Here is a 13745-nt window from a genome sequence, read left to right on the forward strand (position 1 = left end):
ATGGACGGCGACGCGGTACGCGAGCGAGCCGGAGAGCTGCCCCGCCAGCCCGGCGTCTACCAGTTCCAGGTTAGCGGGTCGCGTAGCGACTCGGACGAGTCGAGCGGAGAGCGTAGCGAACCGCGAGACGGCGAGACGGTCGTCTACGTCGGCAAGGCCGTCGACCTCCGGGACCGGGTGCGGTCGTACGCCGACCCGCGGGGCCGGCGCATCCGGCGGATGGTCGAGCGGGCCGACCGCATCGACTACTCGGTCACCGACACCGAGACCCAGGCGCTGCTGCTCGAGGCCAACCTCATCAAGCGGTTCCAGCCCCGGTACAACGTCCGGCTGAAGGACGACAAGTCCTACCCGCTGGTCCAGCTCACCGACCACGAGTTCCCCCGGATCGAGATCACCCGCGACCCCGACCCCGAGGCGCAGGCCCGGCGCGCCGGCGAGGCACGGAGCGACGGCGGCGCCCGGGCCGGTTCGGGCGGTCCCGACGCCTCCGGCCCGCGGGTGTTCGGCCCCTTCACGCGGAAGACCCGGGTCGAGACGGTCGTGAAGGCGCTCCGGGAGACCTACGGCGTCCGTGGGTGCTCGGACCACAAGTTCGCCAACCGCGAGCGGCCCTGCCTCGACTACGACATCGGGCTGTGCACCGCGCCCTGCACCGGCGAGATCGACCGGGAGTCCTACATCGCCGACGTGGAGTCGGTCGTCCGGTTCTTCGAGGGCGAGACCGGGGTGCTGGCCGACCCGCTGCGCCGCGAGATGGAACGTGCCGCCGAGAATCGGGAGTTCGAGCGCGCGGCCAACCTCCGGGACAGGCTCGAGGCGGTCGAGGGGTTCCACGGCGGCGCGGGCGAGGCGGTCGCCCACGAGAGCGACGAGCGCACCGTCGACGTGCTCGGCGTCGCGCTCGAAGGCGACTCGGCGACGGTCGCCCGGCTCCACAGCGAGTCGGGCCAGCTCGTCGACCGGGAGCGCCACGCCGTGACCGTGCCCGAGGGCGACGCCGACGACGCCGACACCCGGGCCGGCGCGGTGCTCTCGGCGTTCGTGACCCAGTACTACGCCGAGCGCGACCTGCCCGACGCGCTGCTGTTCTCTGACCGGCCGGACGACGACGAGGTGCTCGACTGGCTGGAGGGCGAGGGCGTCGCGGCCCGGGTCCCGGGGGCCGGCCGCGAGGCGACCCTCGTCGATCTCGCGCTGAAGAACGCCCGGCGGGGCGCCAGCGAACCCGACGCCCTCGCGGCGCTCCGGGACGCGCTCGACCTCGACCGGGTGCCCCGGCGCATCGAGGGGTTCGACGTGAGCCACGCCCAGGGCAAGCACGCGGTCGGCAGCGACGTAGCCTTCGAGGACGGCTCGGCCGACAAGTCGGGCTACCGCCGGAAGAAGCTGAGCGACGAGAACGACGACTACGCCAACATGTACGACCTCGTGTACTGGCGGGCGTCTCGCGCGGTCGAGGACCGGGACGACCGGCCGGACCCCGACCTGCTGCTCATCGACGGCGGCGAGGGGCAACTGAACGCGGCCCGCGAGGCCCTCGCGGACGCCGGCTGGGACGTGCCGGCCGTCGCGCTCGCCAAGGACGAGGAGGTCGTGGTCACGCCCGACGGCACCCACGACTGGCCGAGCGACGCCGACCACCTCCACGTCCTCCAGCGGGTCCGCGACGAGGCCCACCGGTTCGCGGTCCAGTACCACCAGACGCTCCGGGACGACGTCTCGACCGAACTCGACAACGTGCCCGGAATCGGCCCGCAGACCCGCCGGAAGCTCCTCCGGCGGTTCGGCAGCGTCGAGGGCGTCCGGGAGGCGTCGGTCGCGGAGCTCCGGGAAGTGGAGGGCGTCGGCGAGAAGACGGCCGAGACCATCGACACGCGGCTGTAGGAGCCCCTCGGCTCGAGCTGATCGGTCGCTCCACCGAAAGCTTATCCCGCCGTTCTCCGAACGAGCGCGGTGATGTCCTCCAGCCCAAAGTCTACACTTCTGACGGTCGTCCGCGTCCTCCTCGTCGGCCTCGGCGTCGGCATCGCGGCCCTGACCGTCACCGAACTGGCGACGATGCCGCCGCCACCGCCCGACAGCGACGGGTTCGCGCACGGCATGGCCGCGCTCTTCGGCGGCGTGATCATCGTGTTGTCCCTCGGCCTCGCCGCGGTCGGCGTCAGCCTCCCCGCGGTGCTGGGCCGCGACGACCGCCTGGGATTCAACCGGTGGCAGCGCCTCGCGCTGAAGGCCGCGAGCGCGCTGGTCGGCGGCGGCATCGTCGTCGGGCTGGCGCTCGGACTCGTCGTCGGGCTCCAGTACGGGGTCATCCTCTGGCTCGGGCTGGTGGCGCTGGCGGTCTGCGTCGTCTGCGCGGCGCTCGCCTGGCGATTCGCCGAGGCGGTCGTCGGGTTGCTGTCCCGGCTAGTCGGCCGGACCAGTCGCCCGTGATCACGCGCTCTCCTCCAGGCGCTCGCGGGTCCGGCCCGAGTAGCCCAGCACCAGCGCGACCACCAGCAGCACCGCCAGTCCGAGCGCGAGCGCGCCCTGGGCGCCCTGGAGCGCCGACACCACCAGCATCCCGACGGCGCCGACGGTCGCGACCTTGTACCGGTCGACCCAGATGCCCCGCGCGGCGGTGAGCGCGAACGAGAGGGTCAGCAGGTAGTAGAGCAGCCCGTCCCGCGAGAACCCGCCGAGCGCGAGGAGGACGTACGCACCGATGGCGACCAGCAGCACCACGACCGCGACCGAGAACCCCTTCGCCAGCGCCGAGCGCGTGTTCGCCATACGCCACCTTGGCCGGCCAGCGGCATAAACGTCAAACGTTAAGCCCCCATAGCGTCGACGAAGCAACATGAACAACCCGTTCTACGAGCTGGGGCGGCTGTCCGCCGGCGTGGACCTCTCGCGCGCGCTGGCGGGCGTCGTCGCGGTCCTCGCCCTGCTCGTCGCCCTCCCGTCGCTCGACGCGGCGACGGTCGCCGGCCTGCTCGCGCTGGGGCTGGTGGTCGCGGTCCTCGCCAGCGCGGTCGAGATCGTCGGCCCCTACGAGAAGCGGGCGCTGACGGTGTTCGGCGAGTACCGGGAGCTGCTGGGGCCCGGGCTGAACGTCGTCCCGCCGCTGGTGAGCGAGACCCACGCGTTCGACATGCGGACCCAGATGCTCGACGTCCCCGAGCAGGAGGCGATCACCGAGGACAACTCGCCGGTGACCGCCGACGCGGTCATCTACATCCGGGTGATGGACGCAGAGAAGGCGTACCTGGAGGTCGAGGACTACGAGCGGGCGGTGTCGAACCTCGCCCAGACCACCCTCCGTGCGGTCATCGGCGACATGGCGCTCGACGAGACGCTGAGCCGCCGCGACGAGATCAACGCCCGGATCAGGCGGGAGCTCGACCTGCCGACCGACGAGTGGGGCGTCCGCGTCGAGAGCGTCGAGGTCCAGAAGGTGATGCCCACGCCGACCGTCGTGGACGCGATGGAGCAGCAGACCGCCGCGGAGCGCCGCCGCCGCGCCATGATCCTCGAAGCGCAGGGCGAGCGCCGGAGCGCCGTCGAGCGCGCCCGGGGCGAGAAGGCCGCGAACGTCATCCGGGCGCAGGGCGAGAAGCGCAGCCAGATCCTCGAAGCCCAGGGCGACGCGGTGTCGACCGTGCTCCGGGCGAAGTCCGCCGAGTCGATGGGCGAGCGCGCGATCCTCGACAGGGGGATGGAGACGCTGGACGCCATCGGGCGGGGCGAGTCGACAACCTTCGTCCTCCCGCAGGAGCTGTCGTCGCTCGTGGGTCGGTACGGCAGGCACCTGACGGGAAGCGACGTGAGCGCGGTCGGAGACGGCCAGCAGCTCGACAGCCTCGACTTCGACGCCGAGACCCGCGAGCTCCTCGGCCTCGACGACGTGGACGAACTGCTCGCCGAGCTAGACGGCGGCGCGACGGGCGGCGAGAACGGCGCGACGAACGCCGAGGCCGAACGCGACGCCGACGTCGAACTCGAGACGGAGAATCGGTGACCGCCGCGTCCGACCTCAGAGGAAGAGGACGCGGAAGAGGACGAACGCGCCGACCAGCGAGTAGACGACCATCATCGCGCGGACGGTCGTCTCCTCGGAGACGCGGCTGTTGATGAACGCGCCGGCCTGCCCGCCGACCAGGCACGTCAGCCCCGCGGCGAGGCCGAAGTCGAACGGGACGGTGAAGTCGTGGCCGCTGAACGCCGGCGGCGCGAACTTCAGCAGCAGGAGGTTCGTCACCAGCGCGGCGACGATGGTCCCGTGGAGGACGAGCGCGCTCGTCCCGGTCGAGAGCCTGACCGAGACCCGCTTGCGGACCGTGAGCAGGGTCTGGGTGAGCTCGCCGATGGCGATGGCGACGAAGCCGGCCATCGCGCCGCCGACGCCCGCGACCAGCCGGTCGTAGCGGTCGAAGGTGGAGGCCGGGGAGACCGCCCGTCCCCCGTCCGCGGCGACCTGCTCGGCGCCGTCGGCGTGGTCGCCGTGGGCCCGGAACAGCACGGCCGAGAGGGCGATGAGCATCCCGCCGAACAGCAGCTTCAGCACCGCCGAGGGCGCGAAGTACGACAGCGCCCGCGTGACGACTGCGACCGGGACGCTGACCGCGAGGATGGCCTTCGCCACGTCGAGGTCGATCTGCTCGCGGAGGTAGTACGCCGAGACGCTGCTGGTGTAGCCGAACAGCTCGACGAACAGCGCGAGCCCGATGGCGGCCTGGAGCGGCACGTCGGGGAACGCCGGGACGAGCTCGGGGTACACGAACAGGAAGGCGGGGACGAACAGGACGGCCGCCTCCATGGCGAACGTGTTGACCGTGGTGCAAATTGTGAACGTCAGGAGCACGAACGTCAGGAGACCGATCGCGGAGAAACCGAGCGGAAGCGCCATCTACGCGAAGCCTCCCGTCGGTGGCTGGATGGGGTGGCCTGGGTGCGAGCGGGCGTCCGGCTGCTGTCGAATCATGGTGGCCCCGTCTAAACGACGCCGCACTGAAAAGGTTTGATGAAGGAGAAAATCGTTCCGGCCGGTGGCGACGCTCTGCGTCCGGAAGGTCGACCCGACGGCGGATACCGTCGCTTCACCGACAGGCGCCGGACGTCGACCCGCCGCTCAGACGTTCGGGATGACCTCGTCACCGATCAGTTCGAGGCACTCCCGGACCCGGTCGAACGAGAGGCCGGGCCAGTGGCACCGGAAGACGACGCGGTCCGCGTCGAGCTCCCGCTTGTACCGCTCGAGCTCCTCGCACACCTCCGCGGGCGTCCCCAGGAGGAACCGGTCCTCGGCCAGCGCCTCGAACGGCCGGTGGAGGTCCTCCTCGTCCTCCATCGCCTCGTCCTGGCCCCAGTCGACGTACGCCCGGTACTTCTCCGCGAGGTGGTCGCGGGCGACGTCGACCGCCTCCTCGCGGGTCGGCGCGACGAACGCCTCCCGGAGGATCGGCACCGCGGTCGACTCGCCGCGCTCGGCCCGGATCGGGTCGTAGCGGTCGCGCTTCTGGGCCGCGAGCTCGCCGACGGTCGCGTGGGGGTTGAGGAACCACGCGTCGGCCAGCCGCGCCGCCCGCTCGACGGCCGGATTCGCGTTCGCGGCCAGCCACGTGGTGAGCCCGCCGTCGGGCCGCACCGGGATCGTCGCGTCCTCGACCGCGTAGTACTCCCCCTCGTAGGTCACGTTCGTCTCGGTGAGCAGCCGGTCGGCGAGCTCGAGCCCCTCGACGAGCCGGGGGACCCGCTCGCGCTTCGGGACGCCGAAGGCGTCGAACTCCGCGTCCCGGTAGCCGGCGCCGACCCCGAACACGGTGGGCCCGTCGTGGAGCGCGTCGAGCGTGGCGACCCGCTCGGCGATGTCGACGGGATGATGGAGCGGTAACAGCACGACGCCGGTCGCCAGCTCCATCTCGGACACCTCCCCGGCGACCCGGGAGAGGAACGGCAGCAGCTGGAGCTGGGTGAAGTCGGACAGGTAGTGCTGGCCGGCGCTCAGGTGGTCGAACCCCGCCGCCTCCGCGGTCCGCGCCAGGTCCAGCAGGCCGTCGCGGAGGTCGGTCGGCGACCGGTCCGGGGCGCCCTGCGGATTCAGGTAGAGGCCGAACTTCATAGGCCCAATCACGGGGACCGTTGGCAAATGCGTTCGCGTTCGGACCGATCAGCGGGTGCGGTGCCGATCAGCGACTCGGCTTCGCTGGGGTGCGAACGAGGGGAACCGGGGAGTCACGGGAGGACGCCGACCCCGGGAATAAATACCTCCGAGCTAATACCTGTATACTTCGGGAAAATTATATATTTCTGGCCGTCGTCTTCGTAGACGATGGCGCCCGGTGTCCGCCCGGAGCGAGAGGTGCCGGTGAACGCGTTCCACGTCGGGGACTCGTACCTGTTCAAACAGTACTTCGAGCGCGAGGCGGTGTTCGACCGGCTCCGGCGGTACTACGACCGCCACCAGTACCGGTTCGCGGTGCCGACCGAGGAGTTCGACGGCGTCCGACGGTTCCTCGCCGAACGCGGTTACGCGCTCGATCCCGTGACTTCCCTCGACGACTACGCTGTCGTCGTGCGCAAGTACACGGCCCATCCCGACGACATCTTCAAGACCTCGGTCCTCCAGCGGAGCCACGGCGACTACAACCTGTTCGTGCTGAAGGACGGGAACGCGGTCGCCGAGGCGGTCGCGGACGGCGGAACCCGGCTCGCGGACTCGCCGCTCTCAGTGACGCTCGGCGGGCAGATGCGGCTCTCGGCAGCGGAGGGCTGACTGCGTTCCGGGACGCGGGCGGGGCCGAGCCGGGCCGACCCGGACCCGCCGGCTCAGTCGTCGCCGACGTGGAAGTTCGGCGACTCGCTCCGGGGCGCCGCCTCCTCGAGGAACTGGAGCCCGGGGCTCCCGACGAACGCCGCCAGGCTCGCCAGGAAGACGGGCGTGATGCTCGCCCCGTCGGTGAGCGCGATGGCGATGAGCGCCGACGAGAGCGGCGTCGCCGTCACGACCGAGTTGAACGCCGCCATGCCGGCCAGCATCCCGAACGTCGGCGGAAGCCGGGGCACGACCAGCGAAGCGGCCTGGCCCACCAGCGCCCCCATGAACATGTGGGGGATGATGAGCCCGCCGAGCCAGTTGCCGTGGATGGTGAGCGCCGCCGCGACCATCGTCCCGGCGAGCGTGAGCAGCAGGACCGTCGGCGAGAACGTCTCGGAGAGCAGGACGTTCATCTTCGACCCGCCGTAGAAGTACGTCAGCGGGAGCAGGTAGCCCAGCAGCCCGATGCCGAGGCCGGCGACGGTCGTCCGGACGTACACCGCCGGCGACCACCGGTTGAACAGCCGGCCCACGAACGCGAACGTTCTGGTGTACACGAACCCGAACGGGACGCAGACGGCGCCGACGCCGACCGCCGCGGCGAGCTGCCAGGGCTCGACCGGGACCAGGGTGCTCGCGCGCCACGCCGGGAACAGCGCCATCCCGCCCAGCAGGACCTCGGTGAGGTAGCCCGCGAAGCTGGCCACGAACGTCGGGACGATGGCCTCGTAGTACTCCAGCCCGCGCTCGTGGGGGAGTTCGAGCCACAACAGCGCCCCGCCGATGGGCGCCCCGAGGATGGCGCCGAAGCCGGCGCCCATCCCCGCGAGCGTCAGCAGCTTCCGGGAGTCCTCGAACGCGAACAGCTCCGCCAGCTTCGACCCGAACGACCCGCCGACGACGCTCATCACGCCCTCCGGCCCCGCGTTCTGGCCGGCGATCAGGCCCGCGAGCCCGACCGGCACGACCGGGACGTTCTCCTCGAACGGGACCCGGCCCTCGCGGTGGAACTGCCGGACGAGCGCGGCGAGCGCGCCCGGGTAGAACGTCCGGTAGAGGATCGCGCCGATGAGCAGCCCCGCGGCGGTGCTGACGACGATCCGCCAGTAGAGCTGGGGCAATGCGGACCAGAGGTGGTGCTTGAGGAAGAGCCACGTCACCCGGAACGCCGTCGCGACGACGCCGACGGCGACGCCGAGGATCGCGGCCACCAGCAGGTGGTGGTGGAAGTCGCGCTCGTCGGCCCACCGGACCGCGGCGCCGAGCCGGCCCGTCGCGATTCGGTCGGTCATCTACGTCGTCCTCGTCGCCCCGGACAGTCGTGGTTTACGTTTTCCGCCGGCCGTCCGCTCGCATCTCGGCGGCCTACTCACGCTGGACCGCCACCACCGGCGTGTCGCCCATCCGGACGACCCGCTCGGTGACGCTGCCCATGACGACCCGGCCGACCCCGGACCGACCGCGCGTGCTCATGACGACGAGGTCGACGTCGCGCTCGTCGGCGTACGAGAGGATGGTGCGGTGGGGCGTCCCCACCCTGACCTCGGCCGTGACCCGGAGGTCCCGCTCTTCGGCCTCATCGACGATGGCCGACATCGACTCCTCGGTGCGCTCGTCGAGCGCCGCCCGCGGGTCCTCGGCGCGGCCGACGATGGCCGCGCTCTCCGACTCGTCGACGACGTGGAGCACGTGGAGGGCCGCGTCGTAGCGCTCGGCGTGGCTGAAGGCGTGGGGCGCGGCCGACTCGGCGGCCCGGCTCCCGTCGGTCGGGAAGAGGATCCGGTCGTACATGCGAGACGTTTCGACCTATCGGCCCTTAAGCGTGGAAACGGTTCGCACTGCAACCGGACTCGGCCGGGTGTCCGCCGTCGCGCGAGGTCGTCCCCTATCCGTCCTCGGGGCACGGTCCCCGCGAATCGCCGTGGCCGAGGTGGGCCTCCAGCGCCGACTCGCTCCCCACGCGGATGGTGCGGCGGTTGTCCGGGTTGCCCGGCGGTTCGTGGCAGACCGTGTACCCCGATTGGTCGTCCTTCTCGTCTTCCTCTTTCTCGTCTTCCTCTTCCGAGTCCTGCCCGGTCGGAGCCTCTTCCCCGCACCCGCCGGACCGAATAGCTATCGGCTCGTCCATGTCGAGGTCGATCACTTCGGGGTCGTCCAGGCTGCCGGACAGGAACTGCCACCCCTCTACCGTTCCCGACCCGTACGGTTCGAGCTTCGCCTCCTCGTTCCACGCCGGCTTGATCTCGACGCAGAACGCCTCCCCGAGCCCCCGGAAGACGCCCCCGTCGTTGGTGGTCCCCCACGACCAGTTCAGGACGGCCTCCCGCTCGCGGATGCTGAACTCGTCCTCGCTCCCCTCGTACCGGTCGGCCAGGGCGACGAACTCGCCGTCCGGCGGGAGTCCGCTCACGCGGAAGGTCGCCGCGCCGCCCTCCTCGGCGTCTGTGCCGCCGTGGACGACGACGAGGCTGAGGCCCTCCGGTCCCTCGTAGAGGAACAGCCGGCTCGTCTGGGCGGCCTCGAGCGGCGCCGGGAGGTCCGTCTCGCGGGGTTCCTCGGGGGTGTATCCGAACAGGTCCGCGACGTTCCCGTCGCTCAGCGGTTCGACCGGCGTGCAGGTATCGCCCTGCTCGAAGGCGTAGGCGTCGCCCTCGCACTTCAGCAGCTCCGGGTGGCTGATGTCGTTGCACGTCGCCGGCACGCGGTAGGAGTAGGTGCAGCCCGTCAGTCCGACGTAATCGCAGTCTCTGTTCCCGTCGTCGCGGTCCGTACACGACCCCGACTTGATCCCCAGCGTGTCGTAGCCCTCGTCCATCTTCGCGTCGAGGTAGTCGGTGTCGAACTCGACGCGCGCCCGGTCGTCGGCCAGCGTGTAGGCGTCCTTCGGCGGTTTCTCGACGTCGATGCAGTCGTCTCGCCCGCAGAAGGTGGTCCGGGCCGCCGCGGCGTCCGAGAGGCCAGTACCGGCGACGATGGCGCCGCTGACGGCCTTCACCACGTCGCGCCGCCGGACTCCGTCTCCGGTCGATCGCGCGTCGCGGTCCGTCCGGTCGTCCTCGGTGTCGCGTTCCCCGGTCATGGTGTCCCCTCGGCGGTCACCGCGGTTCGATTCTGTCCCTGGGGACGTTGCGCTTCGTTCCGTCAACCGCCTCTCTCGGCGCTCGGGCCGCTCTCCCGCTTGTCGCTGCAACCACCGGAAACTGGAAAAGGGTACTGGCCTTCGGGTCGAGCGCAGTCCCTCGAAGTACGCGCGCTCACTGGTTCCGTTGTATCTCCTCAAGCACAGAACCGAGGGACGCGAGGCTGTCGATGGTGTAGTCCGGTTCCTGATACGGGTCCTCCTCGTCGTTCTCGACCCATATCGTCGTCATCCCGAAGCATCGGGCCATAAGCAGGTCCTCGTTGAACTCGTCGCTGACCATGACGATGTCACCGTCTACGCCTTCCGTGCAGAGGTGGTACCCTCTCGGATGCGGCTTCGGTCGTTCCAGTTCACTCGAAACGAACAGCGAATCGAACGCCTCCCGTACCCCGTGCCGCCGAAGTACCGTTTCGACCCACGGCTTCGCCATGTTGCTAAACAGCACCAGGGAGTGTCGGGACGCTAACTCATGGAGTATCTCTCCGTATTCCTCCGGGAAGTGAGGGTCGAGCCAGGTCCGGTCGACGTACTCGAGGCACTGCTCTTCGGTCGCCCCCGTCAGCGTCGATAGCAGTTCGACGTACTGCTCTTCGCTGTTCAGAAACCCCGCTCGAAAGAGGTAGTAGGCCAACCAGCCCGGGTACGGTTCCCGACCCGGAGACACTCCGAGCAGGTGGGCGTACTCCCGCTCGGCCTTCTGGTCGACCAGGACCCCACCGTAGTCGAGAACGACTCGCATGCGGTATCGAACAGACGGCGGGAAATAGCTCTTCTGCACAGTGTTGCTGCTTCGTCGTGACGCGGCAGCGATCACACCGTCGGGGTCTACGAGTCGGGATCTACCGGTGCCCCGACCCTGTACGAGAACGACGGTCCGCGTCCTGTCGACTACCGACCGCCGGTCAGAACCCCTCGGTCGGCTCGGGCACGCCGCCCTCGACGTCGACGTCCACCTCGAACTCCTCGCGGAGCTCCCGGATGCGGTCGCGGATGTCGGCGGCCAGCTCGAACTCCAGGTTGTTGGCGGCCTCGTTCATGCGGTCCTCGAGCTCCTCGATGCGGCGCTCGGCCTCCTCGTCGGTCCCGGGCTCGCCCGACGAGACGCCGGAGGTGTCGGTCTTGCTGCCCGGCAGGTTGGCCTCCGAGACCTCCTTGTCGATGGTGGTCGGCTCGAAGCCGTGCTCCTCGTTGTACTCCTGCTGGATGCGGCGGCGGCGCTGGGTCTCGTCGATGGCGGCCGCCATCGCGTCGGTGGTCTCGTCGGCGTACAGCACCACCTCGCCGTTGACGTTCCGGGCCGCCCGGCCCATCGTCTGGACCAGCGACGTCTCCGACCGCAGGAACCCCTGCTGGTCGGCGTCGAGGATGGCGACCAGCGACACCTCCGGGATGTCCAGCCCTTCCCGCAGGAGGTTGATGCCCACGAGCACGTCGAACTCGCCCAGACGCAGCCCCCGGACGAGCTCGTGGCGCTCGAGGGTGTCGGTCTCGTCGTGCATGTACTCGACCGCGACGCCGGCCTCCTCGAGGTACTCGGTCAGGTCCTCGGCCATGCGCTTGGTGAGCGTCGTCACCAGCACGCGCTCGTCGTTGCCGGTCCGGCGCTCGATGCGGTCCATCAGGTCGTCGATCTGGCCCTCGGCGTCCGTGACCTCCACCTTCGGGTCGACGAGGTGGGTGGGCCGGACGATCTGCTCGACGATCTGGTCGCTGTGCTCGCGCTCGTAGTCGCCGGGGGTCGCCGAGACGTAGAGGGTCCGGTCGGTCTTCTCCTCGAACTCCTCGAACGAGAGCGGTCGGTTGTCGTACGCCGTGGGGAGCCGGAACCCGTTCTTCACCAGCGAGTCCTTCCGGGACTTGTCGCCCTCGAGCTGGCCCTTGATCTGGGGGACGGTCTGGTGGGACTCGTCGATGACCGTCAGGAAGTCGTCGGGGAAGTAGTCGAGCAGGGTGTAGGGCGCGTCGCCCGACTCGCGGTCCGAGAGGTACACCGAGTAGTTCTCGATGCCCGAGCAGTAGCCCGCCTCCCGCATCATCTCGAGGTCGAACGTGGTCCGCTCCTCGATGCGCTGGGCCGCCACCAGGTCGTTGTTCCGCTCGAAGTACCGGATGCGGTCCTCGAGGTCCGACTCGATCTCGGCGATGGCCTCCTCCATCGTCTCCTCGGGGATGGAGTAGTGCTCGCCGGGGTGGACCAGCACGGCCGACTCCTGGGACTTGACCTCGCCCTCGAGGGGGTCGACCTTCATCATGCGGTCGATCTCGTCGCCCCACAGCTCGACCCGCACGGCGTACCGGCCGTACATCGGGAAGATCTCGACGGTGTCGCCCCGGACCCGGAAGGTGCCCTGGGTGAAGTCGACGTCGTTGCGCTCGTAGTTCAGGTCGACCAGCCGCGCCAGCAGTTCGTCGCGGCCGATCTCGTCGCCGACCTCCAGCCGCAGGCTCATCTCCTCGTAGTTGCGCGGGTCGCCGAGCCCGTAGATCGCGGAGACGGAGGCGACCACGATGACGTCGTCGCGGGTCAGTAGCGACCGGGTCGCGGAGTGGCGCAGCCGGTCGATCTCGTCGTTGATCGAGGCGTCCTTCTCGATGTACTTGTCGGTCTGCTCGACGTACGCCTCGGGCTGGTAGTAGTCGTAGTAGGAGACGAAGTACTCGACGGCGTTGTCGGGGAAGAGGTTCCGGAACTCCTCGTACAGCTGGGCGGCCAGCGTCTTGTTGTGGGCGATGACCAGCGTGGGCATCTCGATCTCCTCGATCACCCACGAGACGGTGTTGGTCTTCCCGGAGCCGGTCACCCCGAGCAGGGTCTGCTTGTCCATGCCCGACCGGAACCCCTCGGCGAGCTTTTCGATGGCCTCGGGCTGGTCGCCGGCGGGGTCGAAGGGGGCATCGACCCGGAAGTCGCTCTCGGCCTCGGGTCTGTCGGGCGAAAGCGGCCCGGAGTCGGCGTCGCTCATTGTGCCGCGAGGTAGGCATTGGAGCTACTTTACCCTCTCGTCGCGGCCTCACCGTCCCCTCCTCCTGTCGGCCCGTCACGCCGTCAGGTCGCGCCCCACTCGCCCATCGACCACCCGTAGGACTAAGGTATTACAGCCGGTATTACCTTCTATGAGCGAGACGACGCGCGTCACCGAGAAGGGTCAGGCGACCATTCCGAAGGAGCTGCGCGAGAAGTACGACCTCGAACCGGGCGACGAGGTCGTCTGGATGGACACCGAGGAGGGAATCGTCGTGAGAAAGCGGACGCGCACCGCCGGTCGCGGGATGTTACTTCCCGACGACACTCCCGACGAGAAGCGCGACGAGGTCGCCGAGGAACTCGGTCAGCGACTCCGCGACCGCCGAGACCGTAACTACGAGGAGAACTGACGTGCCGACCTACACGGCCGACGCAGTTGCGCTCTTGGTATACCTCGTCGACGCGCTCCCGGATTCAGCCGACCGAGTGTTTGCCGAAGCAGAGGCCGGCGAGACGGTCATCTCGACGCCCGGTACCGCACTGGCCGAAGTCCTCTATTCGGTTTCGCGCGACAAGGACGTTCGGGGCGTCACGCTCACCGGCACGCCGGAGGACGCTCGTCAGGCCCTCGTCGTGAACGGTCCCGTCTCGGCGACCCCCGTCGGCGATGACGAACTGACCGCGTACGCCCAGATTATCGGCGAGTTCGGCATCCACGACGCGTTCGTCGTCGCCAGTCACCGCGCCCGAGCGACGGACGCTATCGTTACCACGGACGGTGTCATCGGCGATGCCGGCGTCGAGACTGTTTGGGAGTAGTGTACCTCCTCGAAGAAACG

General features: G+C 69.6%; 14 protein-coding genes. 6 read left to right on the forward strand and 8 right to left on the reverse strand.

What is annotated here, in order from left to right; translation table 11 throughout:
* The gene (locus ACQUQF_RS19350; protein ID WP_435180777.1) at window positions 1-1887 is read left to right on the forward strand and encodes an excinuclease ABC subunit C; all 1887 of its coding nucleotides are present in this window, start codon (window positions 1-3) and stop codon (window positions 1885-1887) included.
* A gap of 72 nt (window positions 1888-1959) precedes the next feature.
* On the forward strand, window positions 1960-2436 hold the full coding sequence (locus ACQUQF_RS19355) for a hypothetical protein (protein ID WP_435180778.1): 477 nt from the start codon (window positions 1960-1962) through the stop codon (window positions 2434-2436).
* Here ACQUQF_RS19355 and ACQUQF_RS19360 read toward each other — a convergent pair whose 3' ends face one another.
* The gene (locus ACQUQF_RS19360) at window positions 2437-2775 is read right to left on the reverse strand and encodes a hypothetical protein (RefSeq protein ID WP_435180779.1); all 339 of its coding nucleotides are present in this window, start codon (window positions 2773-2775) and stop codon (window positions 2437-2439) included.
* 67 nt (window positions 2776-2842) lie between these two features.
* Here ACQUQF_RS19360 and ACQUQF_RS19365 point away from each other — a divergent pair, with 67 nt between their 5' ends.
* Window positions 2843-4003 carry an SPFH domain-containing protein gene (locus tag ACQUQF_RS19365; RefSeq protein WP_435180780.1) on the forward strand — a complete coding sequence of 387 codons (1161 nt, stop codon included), beginning with the start codon at window positions 2843-2845 and terminating at the stop codon, window positions 4001-4003.
* A gap of 15 nt (window positions 4004-4018) precedes the next feature.
* Here ACQUQF_RS19365 and ACQUQF_RS19370 read toward each other — a convergent pair whose 3' ends face one another.
* Together ACQUQF_RS19370 and ACQUQF_RS19375 are read right to left on the reverse strand one after the other, a co-directional pair.
* Window positions 4019-4891 carry a sulfite exporter TauE/SafE family protein gene (locus ACQUQF_RS19370; protein WP_435180781.1) on the reverse strand — a complete coding sequence of 291 codons (873 nt, stop codon included), beginning with the start codon at window positions 4889-4891 and terminating at the stop codon, window positions 4019-4021.
* A gap of 222 nt (window positions 4892-5113) precedes the next feature.
* Window positions 5114-6103, reverse strand: a complete 990-nt coding sequence (locus ACQUQF_RS19375; protein ID WP_435180782.1) for an LLM class flavin-dependent oxidoreductase — start codon at window positions 6101-6103, stop codon at window positions 5114-5116.
* A gap of 210 nt (window positions 6104-6313) precedes the next feature.
* Between ACQUQF_RS19375 and ACQUQF_RS19380 the strand changes: the two genes are divergently transcribed.
* Window positions 6314-6757 carry a hypothetical protein gene (locus ACQUQF_RS19380; protein WP_435180783.1) on the forward strand — a complete coding sequence of 148 codons (444 nt, stop codon included), beginning with the start codon at window positions 6314-6316 and terminating at the stop codon, window positions 6755-6757.
* A gap of 53 nt (window positions 6758-6810) precedes the next feature.
* On the opposite strand, the gene ACQUQF_RS19385 is transcribed toward ACQUQF_RS19380, so the two are convergent.
* The 5 genes from ACQUQF_RS19385 to uvrB all read right to left on the reverse strand — a co-directional run bounded on the left by ACQUQF_RS19385 (window position 6811) and on the right by uvrB (window position 12904).
* Window positions 6811-8091 (reverse strand): chloride channel protein, encoded by a 1281-nt coding sequence (locus ACQUQF_RS19385; RefSeq protein ID WP_435180784.1) that lies wholly within the window; start codon window positions 8089-8091, stop codon window positions 6811-6813.
* A 73-nt stretch (window positions 8092-8164) separates the two neighbouring features.
* Entirely contained in the window at window positions 8165-8590 is a 426-nt protein-coding gene (locus ACQUQF_RS19390; RefSeq protein ID WP_435180785.1) for a universal stress protein, read from the reverse strand.
* Window positions 8591-8684: 94 nt separating this feature from the next.
* Window positions 8685-9878 carry a hypothetical protein gene (locus tag ACQUQF_RS19395; RefSeq protein WP_435180786.1) on the reverse strand — a complete coding sequence of 398 codons (1194 nt, stop codon included), beginning with the start codon at window positions 9876-9878 and terminating at the stop codon, window positions 8685-8687.
* Window positions 9879-10053: 175 nt separating this feature from the next.
* On the reverse strand, window positions 10054-10680 hold the full coding sequence (locus ACQUQF_RS19400) for an HAD family hydrolase (RefSeq protein ID WP_435180787.1): 627 nt from the start codon (window positions 10678-10680) through the stop codon (window positions 10054-10056).
* A gap of 163 nt (window positions 10681-10843) precedes the next feature.
* Entirely contained in the window at window positions 10844-12904 is a 2061-nt protein-coding gene (gene uvrB / locus ACQUQF_RS19405) for an excinuclease ABC subunit UvrB (RefSeq protein WP_435180788.1), read from the reverse strand.
* Window positions 12905-13055: 151 nt separating this feature from the next.
* Here uvrB and ACQUQF_RS19410 point away from each other — a divergent pair, with 151 nt between their 5' ends.
* Together ACQUQF_RS19410 and ACQUQF_RS19415 are read left to right on the forward strand one after the other, a co-directional pair.
* Window positions 13056-13316: an AbrB/MazE/SpoVT family DNA-binding domain-containing protein gene (locus tag ACQUQF_RS19410; RefSeq protein ID WP_435180789.1), complete on the forward strand. Its 261-nt coding sequence runs from the start codon at window positions 13056-13058 to the stop codon at window positions 13314-13316.
* A gap of 1 nt (window position 13317) precedes the next feature.
* A complete protein-coding gene (locus ACQUQF_RS19415) occupies window positions 13318-13725 on the forward strand; it encodes a hypothetical protein (protein WP_435180790.1) in 408 nt (135 codons plus the stop codon).
* Window positions 13726-13745: the final 20 nt, after the last annotated feature.

Origin of the sequence: Halorussus sp. AFM4, from assembly GCF_051194995.1 — an archaeon.
Classification (GTDB): Archaea; Halobacteriota; Halobacteria; order Halobacteriales; family Haladaptataceae; genus Halorussus.